20 protein-coding genes, 1 pseudogene and 1 riboswitch are annotated in these 18,517 nt (G+C 38.7%); of the genes and pseudogenes, 9 read left to right on the top strand and 12 right to left on the bottom strand.

All coding sequences use genetic code 11. The features are described 5' to 3' along the window. The 10 genes from ACFSFY_RS16850 to ACFSFY_RS16805 form a co-directional block, all read right to left on the bottom strand. A partial coding sequence (locus ACFSFY_RS16850) for a helix-turn-helix domain-containing protein (protein ID WP_381540093.1) occupies positions 1 to 309 on the bottom strand: 309 nt, incomplete at its 3' end. 189 nt (positions 310 to 498) lie between these two features. Continuing rightward, positions 499 to 846, bottom strand: a complete 348-nt coding sequence (locus ACFSFY_RS16845; protein ID WP_381540391.1) for a DUF5412 domain-containing protein — start codon at positions 844 to 846, stop codon at positions 499 to 501. 278 nt (positions 847 to 1,124) lie between these two features. Continuing rightward, positions 1,125 to 2,807: a hypothetical protein gene (locus ACFSFY_RS16840; RefSeq protein WP_381540091.1), complete on the bottom strand. Its 1,683-nt coding sequence runs from the start codon at positions 2,805 to 2,807 to the stop codon at positions 1,125 to 1,127. 97 nt (positions 2,808 to 2,904) lie between these two features. Further along, positions 2,905 to 3,501, bottom strand: a complete 597-nt coding sequence (locus tag ACFSFY_RS16835; protein WP_381540090.1) for a hypothetical protein — start codon at positions 3,499 to 3,501, stop codon at positions 2,905 to 2,907. Between the two features lie 166 nt (positions 3,502 to 3,667). Next, complete coding sequence (locus ACFSFY_RS16830; protein WP_381540088.1) at positions 3,668 to 3,853, bottom strand: histidine kinase; 186 nt, start codon at positions 3,851 to 3,853, stop codon at positions 3,668 to 3,670. A gap of 54 nt (positions 3,854 to 3,907) precedes the next feature. Further along, a complete protein-coding gene (locus ACFSFY_RS16825) occupies positions 3,908 to 4,195 on the bottom strand; it encodes a spore coat protein D (protein WP_381540086.1) in 288 nt (95 codons plus the stop codon). 250 nt (positions 4,196 to 4,445) lie between these two features. Next, positions 4,446 to 5,288 (bottom strand): site-specific tyrosine recombinase/integron integrase, encoded by an 843-nt coding sequence (gene xerA / locus ACFSFY_RS16820; RefSeq protein WP_381540085.1) that lies wholly within the window; start codon positions 5,286 to 5,288, stop codon positions 4,446 to 4,448. A gap of 172 nt (positions 5,289 to 5,460) precedes the next feature. Further along, complete coding sequence (locus ACFSFY_RS16815; RefSeq protein ID WP_381540083.1) at positions 5,461 to 6,600, bottom strand: DUF2812 domain-containing protein; 1,140 nt, start codon at positions 6,598 to 6,600, stop codon at positions 5,461 to 5,463. Continuing rightward, the gene (locus ACFSFY_RS16810) at positions 6,597 to 6,926 is read right to left on the bottom strand and encodes a PadR family transcriptional regulator (protein WP_381540081.1); all 330 of its coding nucleotides are present in this window, start codon (positions 6,924 to 6,926) and stop codon (positions 6,597 to 6,599) included. The genes ACFSFY_RS16815 and ACFSFY_RS16810 overlap by 4 nt, the downstream gene beginning before the upstream one ends. A 138-nt stretch (positions 6,927 to 7,064) precedes the next feature. After that, positions 7,065 to 7,250 (bottom strand): hypothetical protein, encoded by a 186-nt coding sequence (locus tag ACFSFY_RS16805; RefSeq protein WP_381540079.1) that lies wholly within the window; start codon positions 7,248 to 7,250, stop codon positions 7,065 to 7,067. Between the two features lie 190 nt (positions 7,251 to 7,440). Between ACFSFY_RS16805 and ACFSFY_RS16800 the strand changes: the two genes are divergently transcribed. Next, on the top strand, positions 7,441 to 7,833 hold the full coding sequence (locus ACFSFY_RS16800) for a thiol-disulfide oxidoreductase DCC family protein (RefSeq protein WP_381540077.1): 393 nt from the start codon (positions 7,441 to 7,443) through the stop codon (positions 7,831 to 7,833). 55 nt (positions 7,834 to 7,888) lie between these two features. Here ACFSFY_RS16800 and ACFSFY_RS16795 read toward each other — a convergent pair. Further along, a pseudogene (locus ACFSFY_RS16795) lies at positions 7,889 to 8,107 on the bottom strand (DUF779 domain-containing protein); the annotation flags it as partial. Positions 8,108 to 8,155: 48 nt separating this feature from the next. Next, positions 8,156 to 9,697 (bottom strand): aldehyde dehydrogenase, encoded by a 1,542-nt coding sequence (adh, locus tag ACFSFY_RS16790; RefSeq protein ID WP_381540075.1) that lies wholly within the window; start codon positions 9,695 to 9,697, stop codon positions 8,156 to 8,158. Between the two features lie 248 nt (positions 9,698 to 9,945). On the opposite strand from adh, the gene ACFSFY_RS16785 reads away from it, so the two are divergent. The 8 genes from ACFSFY_RS16785 to ACFSFY_RS16750 all read left to right on the top strand — a co-directional run bounded on the left by ACFSFY_RS16785 (position 9,946) and on the right by ACFSFY_RS16750 (position 18,505). After that, positions 9,946 to 11,115, top strand: a complete 1,170-nt coding sequence (locus tag ACFSFY_RS16785) for a S1C family serine protease (protein ID WP_381540073.1) — start codon at positions 9,946 to 9,948, stop codon at positions 11,113 to 11,115. A 111-nt stretch (positions 11,116 to 11,226) separates the two neighbouring features. Continuing rightward, entirely contained in the window at positions 11,227 to 11,937 is a 711-nt protein-coding gene (locus ACFSFY_RS16780; RefSeq protein ID WP_381540072.1) for a winged helix-turn-helix domain-containing protein, read from the top strand. Continuing rightward, complete coding sequence (locus ACFSFY_RS16775) at positions 11,934 to 13,337, top strand: sensor histidine kinase (RefSeq protein WP_381540070.1); 1,404 nt, start codon at positions 11,934 to 11,936, stop codon at positions 13,335 to 13,337. Before ACFSFY_RS16780 ends, ACFSFY_RS16775 begins: the two co-directional genes overlap by 4 nt. 105 nt (positions 13,338 to 13,442) lie before the next feature. Continuing rightward, on the top strand, positions 13,443 to 14,342 hold the full coding sequence (locus tag ACFSFY_RS16770) for a peptidylprolyl isomerase (protein WP_381540068.1): 900 nt from the start codon (positions 13,443 to 13,445) through the stop codon (positions 14,340 to 14,342). An 88-nt stretch (positions 14,343 to 14,430) separates the two neighbouring features. After that, positions 14,431 to 14,546: riboswitch (SAM riboswitch) on the top strand. 104 nt (positions 14,547 to 14,650) lie between these two features. After that, a complete protein-coding gene (locus ACFSFY_RS16765) occupies positions 14,651 to 15,469 on the top strand; it encodes a MetQ/NlpA family ABC transporter substrate-binding protein (protein ID WP_381540066.1) in 819 nt (272 codons plus the stop codon). A gap of 183 nt (positions 15,470 to 15,652) precedes the next feature. Continuing rightward, the gene (locus tag ACFSFY_RS16760) at positions 15,653 to 16,666 is read left to right on the top strand and encodes a methionine ABC transporter ATP-binding protein (protein ID WP_381540064.1); all 1,014 of its coding nucleotides are present in this window, start codon (positions 15,653 to 15,655) and stop codon (positions 16,664 to 16,666) included. Between the two features lie 3 nt (positions 16,667 to 16,669). Further along, positions 16,670 to 17,341, top strand: coding sequence for a methionine ABC transporter permease (locus ACFSFY_RS16755; RefSeq protein ID WP_381540062.1), 672 nt, complete (start codon positions 16,670 to 16,672; stop codon positions 17,339 to 17,341). 15 nt (positions 17,342 to 17,356) lie between these two features. Continuing rightward, positions 17,357 to 18,505: an alpha-hydroxy acid oxidase gene (locus tag ACFSFY_RS16750; protein ID WP_381540061.1), complete on the top strand. Its 1,149-nt coding sequence runs from the start codon at positions 17,357 to 17,359 to the stop codon at positions 18,503 to 18,505. The last annotated feature ends 12 nt before the right edge of the window (positions 18,506 to 18,517 follow it).

Here is an 18,517-nt window from a genome sequence, read left to right as displayed (position 1 = left end):
TAAGAAACCGATCAATGTCAAAACGCGTCCAAAGACAGCTGCCATTTGCATTTTTATATTTTTTTGATTTCGTTCAATCCGAGTTTCTATGTCTTTTTGTTCCTTTACATATTGCTCAGGAGAAACTAATTCTTTAATATCACTATCAAATAAGTCAGCCAACTTTATTAGATTATCTGTTGATGGTTCTGATTGACTTGTTTCCCATTTTGATACTGCCTGCCGACTTACTCCTAACTGTTCAGCTACATATTCTTGCGATATCTTAAGAGATTTTCTTTTACTACTAATATTAGAACCTAACGACATAATGCAACACTCCTTTTCCAATATGATTACTGTAATCGTATTGGTTTTATAGGTTGCACACCACCAACCATACAGCAACTATTGGTTGCAACTGCTTGATTTAACACATTTATTCAATAAAATGGCCCCTGTTACTGAAAAGGGTGCAAATCCTTGTTAAAGAATCGCGCCCGTTAACAGTGAAGTGAATTACTGATTCCTAAAATCAAACTTATCCTTTGGCACGTCTAAAGAATGCCCATTAATTATTACTGTCTCATTATCAAGCCACTTTATATCAGCACCATCTTCTTTGTTATTCCAGTAAACATTCTTAGGTTTTTTATTTTTTTGATTAAAATTCAACTCGCCACGAATGGTATAAGACGTTGTAGCTCCACCGTTAGCAACATATGCTTTTAACGTATATTTACCATCAGGAGAACTTTCTTCCGTGAGATATTCACCTGTTGGCAACCTATTCATATCAAAAAACGCCCAATATACGCCGTAACCAAGTAATCCTACAAAAAGCAACCCTACAATACCGATTGTCATAAAAACTGTTTTATAAACTTTCTTTTTTTCATTTTTGGATACCTTTTCAGTTCCCACTAAAATACACCTCTATCCAAGAATCTGGCCCGTTTGTTGAACACTGAAAATTTTCACATTTCATCATTACTATACCAGATATACCCAACAGTGTGTTTTAAAAGATTAACTAACACTCTAAAAATGATGCTAGTTACTTTTCTAATTCGATATCAATCGGTATGCGTCTAAACTCTTCTAATACTTGATTGAACGGGTTAGCAATGCGGATTTCCAATTTTTTATTCGATCGTCACATTCACAAGTTCTTTAACTGGAAGGAATACTTCGCCCGTTTCTAAATACGTAATTGCTAATTTATCGCCTTCTTGAACATAAATCGCAAGTGGCGAGGTTTCTGTTGAGACTAAGAAATTTCGTCCATCTTCGGCTAAAATCGAAACCAGGGTGAAGTCACCAACACGTTCCTTGAAGACACGCTGAACAGTAACTGCCGCTTTCGCTTGTTCTGCGTCCGAACTTCCGTCAACTGTACTTCCTCCCCGCTGTAAAGCGGTCTTGTAGAGCTTCAGCGCTTCATTTGGAGTGTTCCCGTAAACCGATATTTCCGGATTCGCCGCGGATACGATGAAATAGTTTTGCAAGAAACCATTGGAATCGAGTACTGGAGTCAACCAACTCGCTGCTCCGTAAAAATTATATAAAACTGGCATTTCACCAGACCATTTCTTTTCAATAAACTTTTTCTCTATAATTTGCAGAGCCCCTTGAGAATCCATATACGATTCTTCCAAGTTCCCAGTGTAATACGTTGCTTCACCAGTGCGACCGTCCGTAAGTGCATAACCAAGCATCGAATCGACACCTTCTTTTGGACTTGTAAAATCGGTGAAGTAATACATATGACCTTCTTCGTCAAAAATCGGACTTACATTTGCCTCTGTTCCTTCATCTGATGGTAATTTAACATCTTTTTTCCCTACTACTGAATTCCAAAATCCGTGAATATAGTTTCCGAAATAACTATTTTGGAGACTAACCGCTTCAGGTGAAACCGCACCATCAATAAAGCTCGGAATATCCTTGAGAGCGTATTTTACTGTCTTACCCGTTGCTGAATCCACAGTTACAATTCCTTGTACATCAAATCCGTTACGAGCTGTTATAAAGTCTCCATATGATCTAATATAATACGGCTTTCCTTCATCATTAATTTCAAGTTGTACATCGCCGTAAAAAATGAGGTTCGGCATTTCCATACGCATATGGCGTTCTACTTGTTTATGGAAGAAGGATGACGGTGTATAATCCATTTCCATCTTTATAAACTTAGGATTATCTGACGAATCAGTTGCACTCATTGTGAAATAACCTGGTGTCGTCTTACCGTTCATCCATTTGAAAAAGCCTGAAAATTCAACTGGTGCAATGTAGACAAAGGCATCGTTCACTTTTTGAATTTGTAAATTACCAAGCTCATAATAGCTTGTGTTTGGTACTTGCCCGAAAGCTTTCTTCATTTTATTGCGAGCAAATTTAGGAGGTACACTCGCAGGAGTTTTTGCATCGTCAAATGCTTTTATTTCAACCTCTTCCTTCATTTCGACTGCTTCATATTTCTTGTCGGCATTGAATAACGGCGCACTCAGAACAAATGCAGCTACGACAATCGAACCCAAGAGTAAAACCACCTTAACGTTACGTTCTTTCCCACTCGCGACGAGGACGCCAAGCAAAGTCACAACGACTAACGCAACCCATAAGGAAGTCCAGTTCCGATCCATATTTGTTACATAATAAAACCCAAAAGTAATGAGTGATAGAACCGTTGCAGTTACTGCTAACGCTGTCATTCGATTGAATGTTAGCTTCTCTTCTGTTTCCTGATTTACCTTAACAAGAGGAACAATAACGAGACTTGCTAGTACGCCTGTGATAATTGACAAGATAAGTAAATTGACCATATAAAACACTCTTTTCTTTTTTAAAGATTTTTATTCTCTATTCTTATACGGATTGGTTTCGAAATCGTTTCGTTTTTTATTTCGTGTGCCTCTACCTCTACCTCTTTCTTAAATAGCGCACTAGTAATACCAAAGCCAGTAGACTCACTAACGCACCGCCGCTTATAAGGAATAGTGAAATAGGATTTGAACCTTGATCAGATGTACCTGTTTCACCGATTTCACTATTCGGGGTTTTTGGCTTCATTTTCAATATTTCTTCATAAAACTTTATGTTTGTCTTACTATGATGTTCAACCTTACCTTTCGATATTTGAACCATACCGTTTGGTCCTCCAACTGGTAATAGGAAATCAGCTTTTTCATTCTCCTCTAAAAACAAAAGAAACTCGCCACCCTCATCTTGAAACTCTTCTGCCCATCCAACATCAAACATATCAATACCTGCAATGAGTTCTATAGGTACATCCCCTTGATATATTTTGTTTACGTTAAACTTTAAACCCTTAAAAATAAATTCACTAGGTTTAGATTCACTTGAAAAGTCATATGTCCCACTTACAATTACCTTGGCGCGATTTTTAACTTCCTGTGGATCTATTTCAGCCCAGCTTGTAGCAGAGACCTTGTTGTATCCAATCATCATTGTTATACAGGTAGAAGTAAGCAGTATTATTTTCATTAATCTTAACAAAATGAAATCACTCCTTTTTTGATTAGACCGTAGTTTTTGTGAAACGTTTCAACTATATAAAATAACGTTTTGGATTCTTGATTTAACATCTCTATGTACTCTTTCCTTCTAGGTCTTCAATTTTATAACAATAAAAAAACCAGCGACACATTGGTCACTGATTTCTTCAGTATTCTTCCCCTTCGTTTTTCGGAAAGAGAAAATACGAAATAATTCCACTCACAATCACTGCACCGATCGTTATTAGAATCCGTGATGTTTCTGGAACTTCTGCAAAATCTTTCTCCATTTTCATCCAACTGTAAATTCCAACGATGAGCACGACTGGAATGATTAATCTAAATGGTTTCAATACATTCACCCTTACAATAGAATTGTGGTAGTTTTATTCTACCATAATTCTCGTTTAGAACCTCGGTCTACGTCTAGGAGGTCTAAAACCTGGGCCAGGTCCTGGACCAAAACCTGGGTTAGGGCCAAAGCCAGGCTGAGCTTGAAGAGTTTCACCCATTACATTTTGCGTCGTTTCTGTGTAGTAATGACGCGGAACTTCAACAATATGCTGACGATTCACGTTCACAATCGGATGAATATAAGGAACTTCTCTTGGAATAAACTGATCGTGGCACCGATACTGAGTCGGACACACAACTGGTTGAACCATACCTTCGTTACAATTCCATTGCTGCATCATAATCTCACCTCCTCCTTCTATTAAATGTGAAAACAGAAGGAGCAGACGGGCGAGAGACTATGGGTTCAATATATTAATCGACAAGCGATTATTTTTCAATAGATATTAGTTTTAAATTCACAGCTATCTTCTACTAAACTTAACACAGTATTAATATCAATTATTGTAGACCAGTCAAGGAGCTGACTGATTTTGAAAAGTCGATGCTTACACTTACTGCCTATTTTATTTTATTTTATAAGAATTGCATTTAAAAATACTTGTTATAAAAGTCCTGTCTTAATTTACCGCTGAGATGGGCATAGATCCTTGTCGTTTCACTTTTTTCATGACCTAACAGACTTTGAATGACTTCAAGAGGCGCTCCACTGTCAACCAAATGAGTAGCATAGCTGTGACGTAGTTGATGGGGATAAATTGTTTTTTTGATTCCGGCACGATTAGATATGCGTTTTATGATATATCTAAGAGTATCAATACTCAGGCGTCTTCTAGGGTTACGCTCTGTGATAAATAAAGAAGGGTCTTCATCCTCACGTTCTTTTAAATACCTTTTCAGCCAAATCGCACAGCGGATATTAAAATAGACTTCCCTTTCTTTGTCACCTTTCCCATTTACAATTACAGAGTTTGTCGTAAAATTGATATCCTCTCGGTTTAACTTCGCAATTTCCCCAATCCGACAACCTGTCGAATAAAAGAACTCGAATATCGCATTCTCCTGCGTTGTGTGACAACCTTCACGTAGAAGTTCGATTTCATGTTTGGTAAGAAACTTTGGAATACGCTTTCCTAATTTGGGTTCTTTTAATTTTGCAGCGGGATTTTTCAAAATATACCCTTCTTCATGAGTCCATTTAAACAACGATCTAATGAAGCGAATCCGGTGACCTAAACTAGAGGGCTTTAAATGTTCGGCTGCTTCTCCCAAGTATTGCTTCAAGTTATCTGTTGTAACATCCTCCATGACGAAATCGCCTAAATAACGCCTAAGAAGATTAAATTGATACCCGTACATCTTTAATGTTAAAGAAGAGTACCCTTCAATTCGTTTATCAAACTGATATTTTTCCCAAGCTTCCGATAACACCATTTCTCTCACGCTCCTATACTATGAATCATTTAATATAATTCTAGTATGGTCTGTTTCCTCAACGTTTATTCGACAATCGAACAGGTTGAAGCATAACCTCTTTGGCGTATCCGAATGGCCTTTTTTTCACTAAAAACAGTAATCGTACATTTGGAAATAAAAAAATGCACCGCTAAATGCGATGCAGATTGCTCAGTTTATGTCTCATTCGCATTCCGTAGCGAATCGTTCGATATACGAGTCGAATGGGCAGAGCCATAGACAATATAATTACGCCTATCAAGAATTTAATGAGCAGCGTTAAACCTTCCTCTTTATAGAAGGGAATGCCTATCCAGAGTAAGAATGTCGAAACCGCTACAGGAAACAAAATGGAAAGCACATTGCCTATAATCACTTTGCGTATTCTTTTCTTCTCTTCCACTGGTTCATACGTAAACCGAGGTTTTTTCTCGCCTGGCTTGTGTTCCTTCATCCAAATCGACTGCTTTGTAATGGAAAAGGTAGAAGTGTACTTCAACTTCCATCCTTCACTTTTATGTAAGTCGTAGTACATCGAGGAAGCTTTTAGTTGATAATCGTAGACAAACGAAACATGTTTTGGTTCTCCTTTCTCAAAATTGAAACGTCCGTTTTGCTTGCCTATTCCAATGAATTGATTGCCTCGGAGCGCCATGTCCGACAACCATTCTTCCAGTAAATCAGGTGTTTCCGCCCAACTCAGTTTCCAAACTGAAAAGGTTTCACCCGTTGTTTTTAAAACATCTTCACCGGTATTAAAATATTTATGCTCAAAAGCACGTATCTTTTTCTTTAAATAAATTGCAAGAAACATGATCACTACGCTCTGTGTTAAATGTGCCGACACGATTATTCCAAACGGTCCACTGCCTTCAAAACCTTCTCCAGAAGTAAGAAGAATTAGTAATAGAAGAAGCATAAACAATGCCTGTGCACCACTGAAAAAAGAAACACCTGTGGCAACAGTCGCGTGCAGTTTATTTCGTTTTAGAATGCCGTCCCGAACCGGATACGCCCGAACTGTATCTTTGGTGTTTTCAAAAAACTTCCATTTACCTTCTTCTAGCTTAGGCTTCCAACCTGATTTTTCTAACGTTCGAGTCAAGGGGCTCTTTAATTTATCATAAACAATTTGGTATTCCGCTTTACCAGGAACCGCTTCTTCGAATGTAAAAAAACGTGTCAGCAAGTTGACCTGCACTATCTTTTTACCTTCGGCCGCCATCTGCGCTAACCAATGCTCCGTTTTTTCCACATCATAACTCCAAAACGGTCGCCACTTTTTAATCATTGAAATTCCTCCTCGTACATTAACACATTTGTGTACAGCTCTTTTAGCCGACCCATTTCATGCCGCATCAACGCTTTTCCTGTATCTGAAACTTCGTAAATTATTTTCCTTGATTCATCCGCATAAACGCTGACAATTCCATCCCGTTGCATCTTCTTCAGCGTCCCATATATTGTGCCAGACCCTAGAACGAGTCGTTCATTTGTTAATTCTTGAACATGTTTTATTATGCCGTAACCATGACGAGGAACGGAAAGTGATATTAGGATGTAAAATGCCGATTCCGTCATCGGGACATATATTTTCAGTACTTTTTCGATAGTCAACCGCAATCACATCCACTCTACTGTTCTTCCTATATAACAACATGACTATATCACAGCGCGACATATAGAAGCAAGAAGATTTAGACAATAAAAAAGAACTGTCCAATTTGGCCAGCTCTTGATGTATTATTTTTATGTTTATTGATAATCTCTCGGCAACTTTATATCCGCGTCTGCTTCTTCGTTTGGTTTTTTCTCATAAAACGCTTCTTCCCTATCAAAATCGTACACAGGTGCACCTTCACCAACCATTTTTAAAGAGGCAATATAGTCTTTATTCTGCCTCATTTCCATTTCTTTTGGATCTACTTGTGAGTGGTCCATACGATTAGCCTCCTAACTATTTTTTACCTGGGCAAAAAGAATAGATAGCAACAATCGAAACATTTACTAGATTATTACCACTAAGTATACTAAACTTTCTGTCATTTGTGAATAGACGCATCCGAAAGTTTGGTTATCTTATCTAAAGGCTATACTTAATAAAAGATCGATACTTTCAGGAGGAATTCGAATGAAACGACTTGTGTTATTTGATGGTGATTGTAATTTTTGTGACTCCAGTGTTCAATTTATAATAAAAAGAGATCCAGTTGCTCACTTTCAATTCACTTCATTGCAAAGCGATGTCGGTATAAAGACGGTGAAAGAATATAGTATCCCGAGCGATGTGGATAGTCTTCTACTCATTGAAAATGGTAAAGCGTTTACGAAATCTTCCGCAGCACTTCGAATTGCAAAAAAACTAGACGGTTTGTGGCATCTCCTGTTCATCCTTATACTTGTACCACGCCCAATACGCGATTTTTTCTATGATTACTTTGCAAGCAATCGCTATAAATGGTTTGGTAAAAAAGATGATTCCTGTGCACTTCCAACGCCTGAAGTACGAGAACGTTTTCTGTAACAGTCGCATCGATTTAGAAAAACCTTCTGAAACTACTCAGAAGGTTTTTCTTAGCTCACTTTTGCAATTCAAATTTTTCTTCTACTGTAAATGCTCGGGACCTTGTTAGAAAACGTTGCCCCTCCACACCTTAAAGTGAAAACATACCTCCGCGTCCTTCTACGACGTCGATAATGAGTTGGGTATGCTTCCAATATTCAAATTGGTTTTTGTGCATATAAAATGGAACTTCACCAATAGCTCCTAAAAGAACGTCCTGTTGACTGACAATGAGTGCGACTTCTGTTGCAAGTACACGATCTGTCAGTCATAGTCCTCCTGCTTAAAAGAACCCAAGCTTTTCTTCGTTGTAACTGACCAACATATTTTTCGTTTGTTGATAATGGTTAAGCATCATTTTGTGGTTTTCGCGACCGATACCGGATGCCTTATAACCCCCGAACGCTGCATGTGCTGGATAAGCATGATAGCAATTTGTCCAGACGCGCCCCGCTTCAATTCCACGAGCTAAACGATAGGCCGTATTTGTATCACGTGTCCAAACACCCGCGCCGAGGCCGTACAATGTGTCGTTCGCAATCTCTAACGCTTCTTCCTTCGTCTTAAATGTTGTAACTGATACTACAGGTCCGAAAATTTCCTCTTGGAAAATCCTCATTTTGTTATTCCCTTTAAACACTGTCGGTTGGATATAATAACCGTCTTTTAATTCGCCGTCTAATTCGTTTTGTTCTCCACCTGTTAAACATTCCGCTCCTTCCTGCTTACCAATATCTAAATAAGACAGGATTTTCTCCATTTGTTCAGTGGATGCCTGTGCACCCATCATCACTGTTGGATCAAGAGGATTTCCGGTTTTAATTGCTTTAACACGTTCAATTGCACGCTCCATAAACTTATCGTAAATCGATTCTTGAATTAATGCCCTTGAAGGACAAGTGCACACTTCACCTTGGTTAAGTGCAAACATGACAAACCCCTCTACTGCTTTGTCGAGCAGTGCATCATCCTCATCCATAATGTCTTCAAAGAAAATATTCGGAGACTTTCCGCCAAGCTCTAGTGTGACTGGTATCGTATTTTGAGAAGCGTATTGCATTATGAGCCTGCCTGTCGTTGTTTCTCCTGTAAACGCAATTTTTCCGATGCGTGGACTTGAAGCAAGTGGTTTTCCTGCTTCCAAACCATATCCGTTTACAACGTTTACAACTCCCGCTGGCAACAAGTCTTCGATTAACTCCATTAAGACCATAATCGAAGCAGGTGTCTGTTCAGCCGGTTTTAAGACAACACAGTTTCCAGCTGCAAGCGCCGGTGCCAGTTTCCATATCGCCATTAAAATCGGGAAATTCCACGGAATAATTTGTGCAACAACACCTATTGGTTCATGGAAATGATAAGCTACTGTATCGTTGTCAATCTGACTAACTCCGCCCTCTTGTGCACGGATTGCTCCTGCAAAATAACGCAAATGATCGATTGCTAATGGTAAATCAGCGTTTAGCGTTTCACGAATCGCTTTTCCATTTTCCCATGTTTCAGCTACGGCTAGCATTTCAAGGTTTTGTTCCATACGATCAGCTACTTTTAGTAGAATATTTGAACGCTCTGTGACGGATGTTTTTCCCCACGCCTCTTTGGCAGCATGTGCTGCGTCAAGTGCGAGTTCTATATCCTCTTCAGTTGAACGTGCGACTTCTGTAAATTTCTTGCCAGTTACCGGTGTTGGATTGTCGAAGTATTGCTTATTCTTTGGCGCAACCCATTTGCCACCAATAAAGTTTTCATATCTCTCCTTGAAATTAACTTTTGAACCTTTTGTATTTGGAAATGCGTACACCTGATTTTCTAGTGCTGATACCACTAAACATTCCTCCCTGTTTCCGTTGGTTGATTTCCAACTGTGACTGTTGCGGTGATTTACACACACACACTATTACTCTACGTTTCAGCACTCAAGGATATGCCTTACTTTTTTAATTGAATTTCATTAGAACTTTTTCTCGGTCACATATTTCCTTTCAAAGATCTTTAATTGTTCATGTCTCCGTAATAGTTTGTTCATATTTACCTAGTAGTATAAGGGTATTAAGAGAAACGGAGGAATTCATTATGAATAATGAAAATAAAAAAGGCTCTGTTAAACGTTTTCTATCGACAATTAGTGCAGGTATCATTGGTTCGGTTTTAACGCTTGGTGTTGTTATGAATACAAACATCATTCAGAAGCCTTCTACAGATAACTCTCCTGTTACTGAAGAGTCTGCCGGATATACTGTAGAACAAACAAGTGCGAAGCCAGATAAATCACTATCCGATATGGTTGAACAGTCATCAAGTGCAATCGTAGGAATTGTTAACTTCCAAAATAGCGATAATCGCTTCAATTCTGAATCCAAAAGCGTGGAAAGCGGTGCGGGCTCTGGAGTGATTTATAAAATAGATAAACATTATGCTTATATTGTTACAAATAACCATGTCATTGAAGGAGCAAACAAGCTTGAAGTGTCCCTTGAAAATGGAGAAAGAGCAACAGCTGAGCTTGTTGGTAAGGATGCACTAAGCGATCTTGCTGTATTAAAAATCGATGCGAAGTATGCAGATACGGCTTTAGAATTTGGAGATTCTGACACACTTCGTGCGGGAGATCCTGTTGTGGCTATTGGGAACCCACTAGGCCTAGACTTCTCTGGAACTGTGACTCAAGGTATTGTCAGTGCGGTCGATCGCTCGATTACAGTAAAAACATCTGCCGGGGAATGGGAATTTAACGTTATCCAAACAGATGCCGCTATCAATCCCGGAAACAGTGGTGGAGCACTGATCAATTCAGCAGGTGAAGTCATTGGTATTAACAGCCTTAAAATTGCTGAAAAAGGTGTTGAAGGTCTCGGCTTTGCCATACCAAGTAACGAAGTCATCCCCTTAATAGAAGAGATGACGAAAAACGGCCAAGTAGAACGGCCATATATCGGCATCGGAATGGCCGAACTCAGTGAAGTACCTCAAATGTATTTGCAAGAACTGCCGGATTCCGTTAAAGGCGGAGTTATCGTGGCAAGTGTAGACCCTGAGTCCGCTGCAGGAAAAGCTGGTATTCAAATAGAAGACGTTATTACATCTCTTAATGGAACAGACATAAAGAGTTCGACTGAATTGCGTAAACTTCTTTATTCCAGCCTTAAAATAGGCGACAAAGTAACATTCACAATTTATCGTGGAGCTGAATTGCTTACAATTGAAGCTACTTTAACAAGCAACAATAAGCCTGTAACTAAATAACAGCCTGGCACCTATGAACTGTTCCTACAGGTCATAGGTGTTTGTTGTTGCATATTTAAAAAATTCCGTTTACTTTGAAGAGAATAGTACATTGGAGAGGAGGTTCGTCGCTTGAAAATATTAGTAATAGAGGACAACGAAAGTGTCTCTTCAATGATTGAGCTCTTTTTTTCTAAAGAAGGAATTGACGGTACTTTTGAAATGGATGGTTTAAAGGGGCTTGAACTTGCCAAACAGGGCGATTGGGACTGTCTGATTATCGACTGGATGCTTCCTGGAATGGACGGCGTATCAATTTGTCAGCAGTTGCGAAAAGAGAACTATTCCGTTCCCATCATCATGCTGACCGCAAAAGATAGTGAATCCGAGCAAGTACTGGGGCTCGAAATGGGTGCCGATGATTATGTGACCAAACCTTTTAGCCCCCTTGCACTCATGGCCCGCATTAAAGCAGTAACGCGAAGGTACGCTCCATTAAAAGAAGAGATGCCTATAGAAGGTATAGTCGAAACAAAACACTTCAAAATCAATTTAAATACACGAGAAGTGTTGTTAAATGAAAAACCTGTTTTAAATCTGACACCTAAGGAATTCGATCTTCTGTATCACTTTGTCCAGCACCCCAAGCAAGTGTTTTCACGTGACCAATTGCTAGACAGTGTATGGGGTTATGATTTTTACGGTGATGATCGAACTGTAGATGTTCATATTAAGAGACTTCGTACAAAAGTTTCGACAGATGAGCAACCCTTTTTTCACACAGTCTGGGGTGTTGGTTACCGATTCGACGAAACCTTTGAAAATAGAGATGATGCACAATGAAAATAAAATACGTATACCAGCTCATCGTAAGTCATGTGAGCGTAATTGTGATTTCCTTTTTACTCATTAGCTTATTGTTCTCACATTACGTCGAACAATTTGTTTATGATAATAAAACCGAGGAACTTTCATCATACGGCCAAAGTATTTTACAAGACTTTGAGAACAATCAACAAAACTCAGCAAATATACTTAAAAATTATGGACACGTCCTTCAGGGAAGAGATATTCAGTACAGTCTTTTTGATGAAAGGTCAGCGATCATTTATTCGACAAGTACAAATACCCCCCGCATCGAACTCAATGAGGATGAATGGGGACATCTTAAAACTGGACATAAGATTACTGTTAAACAGGACTTTAAACGATTCCATGAAGGCGTCACATTCGTCTTGCTTCCACTTCATTTGAACAACCAATTTGTTGGAGGTATTTTACTGACGTCTCCAATAAAAGGCTCCCGAGAAGTCATCTCACAAATGAATAACTACTTAATATATACGACAATTATCGCACTAGCCGTGGCCTTTCTTTTAAGTTGGATACTGTCTACGTTCCATGTAAAACGCATCAAACGGCTAAGAGAAGCAACTTCAACTGTCGCCCACGGTGATTATTCTGTGCGAATCCCACATACAGACTTTGATGAAATCGGAGAACTTGCGGGGGATTTCAATGGAATGGTTGAAAAACTAGATCTTTCGATGGAAGAAATTAAAAGCCTTGAAAATAGACGGCGCCAGTTTATGGCTGATGTTTCCCATGAACTGAGAACACCACTTACGACAATCCGTGGAGTGATTGATGGGTTAAAAAACAATATGATTGCCGAAGATGAGAAGGAAAAAGCACTTGGACTGGCTCGAAATGAGACCATGCGACTCATTCGCCTCGTTAACGAAAATCTAGATTATGAAAAAATCCGTTCGAACCAAATAACACTTAACAAACAAAGTATTCAACTCGTAGAGCTATTGAATATTATCAAAGACCAACTTGACGGTGCTGCAGGTGAACGGAATAATGTGATTCTTATCGTCTCTGAACCAGATGTAACTGTCTTTGCTGATTACGATCGTCTTACCCAAATTTTAATTAACATTACAAAAAACAGTATTCAATTTACAGAAAATGGGACAATTACGTTAAGAGGAACCGCACTGAAAAATGAAACGATGATTGAAATTGAAGATACAGGGATAGGAATCGATCCTGCGGATATCGAAAAAATATGGAGTCGTTTTTACAAAGCAATCCTTTCACGAACGACAAATCCTTACGGAGAGTTTGGTCTTGGCTTATCCATTGTGAAACAACTTGTTACAATGCATGATGGAACAATTCAAGTTACGAGCGCGACGGGAAAAGGGACAAAATTCACCATTATAATCCCCCATTAAAGTTCACAAAATTGCCATGAGTTTATGTGGTTATTTTCCCGTTAATAGTTTGTTCATAATTGCAATGTATGATAAGTTTATATCTAACGAATTGGAGGCAATATAATGTTTAAGAACTGGAAGAAATCACTACTAAAGGCAGGTATACTCTCCTCTCTCCTAGTCGTTGCTGTAGGTTGTTCAAACGAAGAATCGATTGCATCAGTTGAAGGGGACAAAATTACCAAAGATGAATTATATGAAGTTCTCGTACAATCTCAAGGAGAACAAGCACTTTCCGCACTAATTGATGAAAAAGTCATTGCACTCGAAGTGAAAAAGAAAAAAATCAAAATTTCTGACGAAGACATTGATAAGGAACTAGAGACATATATTGAAAATGCTGGCGGTCAAGAAGCATTTGAAGCTACTCTAGAACAGAATGGTATTACAGAAGCTCAGCTTAAAGAAAACATTGTTCAATACTTATCAATCCGTAAATTGATTGAACCTAGAATTGACATAACAGACGAAGAAATTAAAGCGTACTTTGATGAAAATAAAGCGCAATTGGATCAGCCCGAATCCGTTGAGGCGAGCCATATTCTTGTAGAAGATGAAGCAACAGCAAAAGAAGTTGCACAAAAGATTGCTGATGGCGATGATTTTGCAGCTTTAGCAAAAGAATATTCTACAGATGCTTCCAATGCTGAAAAAGGTGGAGAACTTGGATTCTTCCCACGCGGAAAAATGGTTCCTGAGTTCGACGAGGCAGCATTTTCTATGAAACCAGATACGATAAGTGATCCTATTAAAACAGATTTCGGATACCATATTATTAAATTAACGGATAAAAAAGAAGCAACAGAAGCTGTTTTAGAAGACCATAAAGAAGATATAAAAGAAGGACTTTTCGAAGAGAAATTACAAGCTCAGTATGTCGAATGGTTAGACGAAGTACGAGCTGATTATAAGATTGAAAACTCTTTAGAGAAAAAAGAAACAAAAGATAAAGAGAAAAAGTAAAACTTTAACAACATAAAAACATTGACATCCTCTGATAACTAATGTAAATTATGCTCATGAGTAATTATTGATAACCGAATAGCAACATCTCTTATCAAGAGTAGCTGAGGGAAAGGCCCGTTGAAGCTCGGCAACCACCTACTGTGAACAAACAGTAGAAAGGTGCTAAATCCTACAAGACATTTCTGTCTTGAAAGATGAGAGAGGATTATCGTATTTCCTATTGTATAAATACGCCTCTCTATTTCTGATAGAGAGGCTTTTTGTATTATTAAAAATTAACTACACAACATTAGGAGGAATTTTATATGAAAAGAATTGTAGTTCTATTATCATTAGTCTTGTTAATTGGTGTCCTTTCAGCTTGTGGAAGTAAAGACAAAGAAACAGGTAAAGCATTAAGCGAGGAAAAAATCGTCGTTGGTGTTACAGCAGGTCCACATGAGCTCGTAGTAAATAAAGTGAAAGAACTTGCTGCAAAAGAAGGTTTAGAAATTGATGTTAAAGTTTTCACAGAATATATTTTACCAAACACAGCATTATCTGAAGGAGATTTGGATATCAACAGCTTCCAAACACTACCCTTCTTAGAGAAAGTAAACAGTGACCGTGATTTGAATCTAGTCCACGTCGCAAAAACTATTTTACTTCCAATGGGTATTTACTCAGACAAATTCGACAGTATTGACGATATCCCTGACGGAGCATCTTTCGGAATGCCAAATGATCCAAGTAACGGTGCACGTGCTCTGATTGTATTAGAAGCGGCCGGCGTGATTACACTAAGAGATGAAGATAAAACTACTGGAACAGTACAAGACATTGTAGAAAATCCGAAAAACTTGAAATTTGTTGAATTAGAGGCATCACAACTTCCTAAACAACTTATTGAATTGGACTTTGCTGCCATTAATACAAACTTTATTTTAGCAGCTGGTAAAAACCCAGTCGAAGATTCCATCTTCTTAGAATCTAAAAGCTCTCCTTACGTAAACTACATCGTTGTACGTGAAGAAAACAAAGACGATGCTGTCGTTAAAAAGTTTGCTGAACTCTATCAATCCGATGAAGTAAAAGAATTCATAAAAGAAGAATTCAACGGAACAATCCTCTCAAGCTGGGAATAACAAAAGCTGAAGCGCCTGGTAGACCCGACAGGCACTGGAAGACAAGAAAGAGAAGTTGCGCACTTTGACTTCTCCTTCTGTTCTGAAGTGACCCGAGGGGCTAGGCGCTGAAGGCTATACGGTAACAAAAGCGGATGTGCATCTCTCATTAAGCAGTTTTTTCTCTAGAAAGGAATGAGTGTCATGATTAAATTAAACAATGTTTCAAAAGTGTTTGAATCGAAAAGTGGAGATGTCAAAGCAGTTAGCAATGTCAATCTTCATGTGAAAAAAGGTGAAATCCATGGTGTTATCGGGTACAGCGGAGCAGGAAAAAGTACACTTATCCGATGTGTCAATTTACTTGAAAGACCCACTGTTGGAGAAGTATTTATTAGTGGAACAGAAATGACAACCCTTCCTTTGAACAAACTGCGTGAAATGAGACAAAACATTGGTATGATTTTTCAAGGGTTTAATTTATTAAAAACGGCAACGGTCTTCGAAAATATTGCGATTCCACTTAAATTGCTCGGGCTCGATAAAAACGAAGTTGAGCTGCGCGTCGTGAAATACTTGGAAATTGTTGGCTTAACAGATCGTCAAAAGGCATATCCAAATCAATTGTCTGGTGGACAAAAGCAACGCGTCGCTATCGCTAGAGCTTTGGCACAAGAACCAAAAATTTTACTTAGCGATGAAGCAACAAGTGCTCTTGATCCTGAAACGACAGAATCGATTTTGGATTTACTGTTGAAAGTAAACGAAGAGCTCGGCATAACCATTTTACTCATCACACATGAAATGAATGTCATTCAAAAGATTTGTGATTATGTGTACGTTATTGAAGGCGGAGAACTCATTGAGCACGGGTCTACGATAGACTTATTTGCAGCACCGAAAGAAGAAACGACTACGAAGTTCTTAAACACTATTGCTCAGCGTAAAATTCCTACTTCATTAGTACAACAATTAAATCTTACTGGTAATGTTTCAAGATTAACTTTTGTCGGTGAAGCAGCAGGACAACCACTGATTGCTTTAGCAACCGAAAGATTCAATGTGACTCCTAATATTTTATCGGCGAATATTATTGAACTGAAAAACGGTATCGTCGGTAACATTGTCATACATCTTGTTGGTGAAACAAATAACATCATCAATGCTATTGAGTTCCTTAAAGAACAAGGCGTTGGTGTTGAGGAATTGGAGGGATAATGAATGGATAAATATGAAGAGTTCATGACTAAATGGTTACCAGTAATCGGAAAATCAATTGTAGAAACTTTTCAAATGACCATCGTTTCCCTACTGATTTCGATTGTCATCGGGGTATCGCTTGGAATTATATTAGTACTTACACGTCCAGGTCAATCTTTTGAAAACAAATGGGTCTATCGTTTACTAAATCTAGGCGTTAATATCATCCGTTCCATTCCATTTATTATTTTATTGTTTTTCATCCTACCCTTTACTAAGTTTATTGCCGGAACGACGATTGGCGTTCAAGGGGTTATCGTACCTCTTGTAATTTACACAGCACCCTATATCGCAAGACTTATGGAAACTGCGTTACTTGAAGTCGATCAAGGCGTAATCGAAGCCTACACTGCAATGGGTATTAAAAGAAGATCTATCATTTGGAACGTTTTACTTAGAGAAGGAAGATCTTCAATCATTTTAGGCTTAACGATTGCAACGATTAGTTTAATTGGTGCAACGGCAATGGCTGGTCTTGTTGGAGCTGGGGGTCTTGGAGATCTTGCGTATAGATATGGGCATATCCAATACGAAGTGAACGTTATGTATGCAGTTGTCTTTATACTGATCATTCTCGTACAAACGATACAAGTTGTAGGTACCTATTTTGCAGCCCGCCTTAAAAGGGATTGAAAGGATTGAATGTGCATGACTCGCAAAAAAAGCAACGACTCTTTTCTTCAAACAATGTCTTCATCTACAGATGAACAGTTCCCTATCAACTTTAAAGCATTGGAAGAAAAGGCAAGTACTTTATTATCTAAAGGAGCCTTTGGATACATCCAATCTGGTGCAGGAGGAGAAGAGACACTGCAAAAAAACACGTCCTCCTTTTCAAAACTTTCGATTGTTCCAAGATTTTTAAACGATGTATCTACTGTGGATACGAGCATCACATTATTCGGTCGTACATATCCACAACCTTTTCTCTTGGCACCGGTAGGTATGTTAAAACTTGCACATGAAGATGCCGAAATTGCGGCAGCTAAAGCAGCAGCAGAATACGGAATTCCATATATCCAAAGTACAGTTTCAAGCTACTCGATAGAACAAATTGCGGCAGAAACAGGCACGAGCCCAAAATGGTTTCAATTATATTGGTCCAACAATAAGGAGATCTCTTACAATATGGTTCGTAGAGCTGAAAAAGCTGGCTATGAAGCAATTGTATTGACCGTTGATACGGTTATGTTGGGGTGGCGTGAAGAGGATTTACGAAATCAATTCTCTCCACTTAAATTAGGTCTTGGAAAAGCAAACTATGAAACCGATGATGTCTTTTTAGCTGGTTTACCAAATAAAGAGGAAGAAACCATTATTCAAGGTATTGTCGACAATATCCATCACCCTACACTAAATTGGGCAGATGTTGCCGAACTGAAAAAGAGAACGTCCTTACCAATCCTATTAAAAGGAATTCTTCATCCGGACGATGCACTTTTGGCGATTCAAAACGGCATCGACGGTATTATTGTTTCAAACCACGGTGGAAGACAGCTTGACGGGGTGGTATCGAGTATCGATGCCCTTCCTGCAATAGTAAATGCTGTGAATAAGCAAATCCCAGTTTTGCTTGACAGTGGAATTCGACGGGGTGCAGATATTATTAAAGCCATTGCCTTGGGAGCCGACGCTGTGTGTATAGGCAGACCTTATGTGTACGGCCTTGCTGCGGGTGGACAACTCGGAGTAGAAAAAGTAATTGATGGGTTTATTCAAGAAACGAGTATTTCAATGGCATTGACCGGTGTTGCAAAAGCACAGGATCTTCGCAATGTGACGATAGTGAATTCATAACAAGACATTTTT

Source organism: Sporosarcina siberiensis, from assembly GCF_042681925.1.
Classification (GTDB): Bacteria; Bacillota; Bacilli; order Bacillales_A; family Planococcaceae; genus Sporosarcina; species Sporosarcina siberiensis.
Note: the sequence above shows the minus strand (reverse complement) of the source record. Positions and strands in the feature narration are given on the sequence as shown.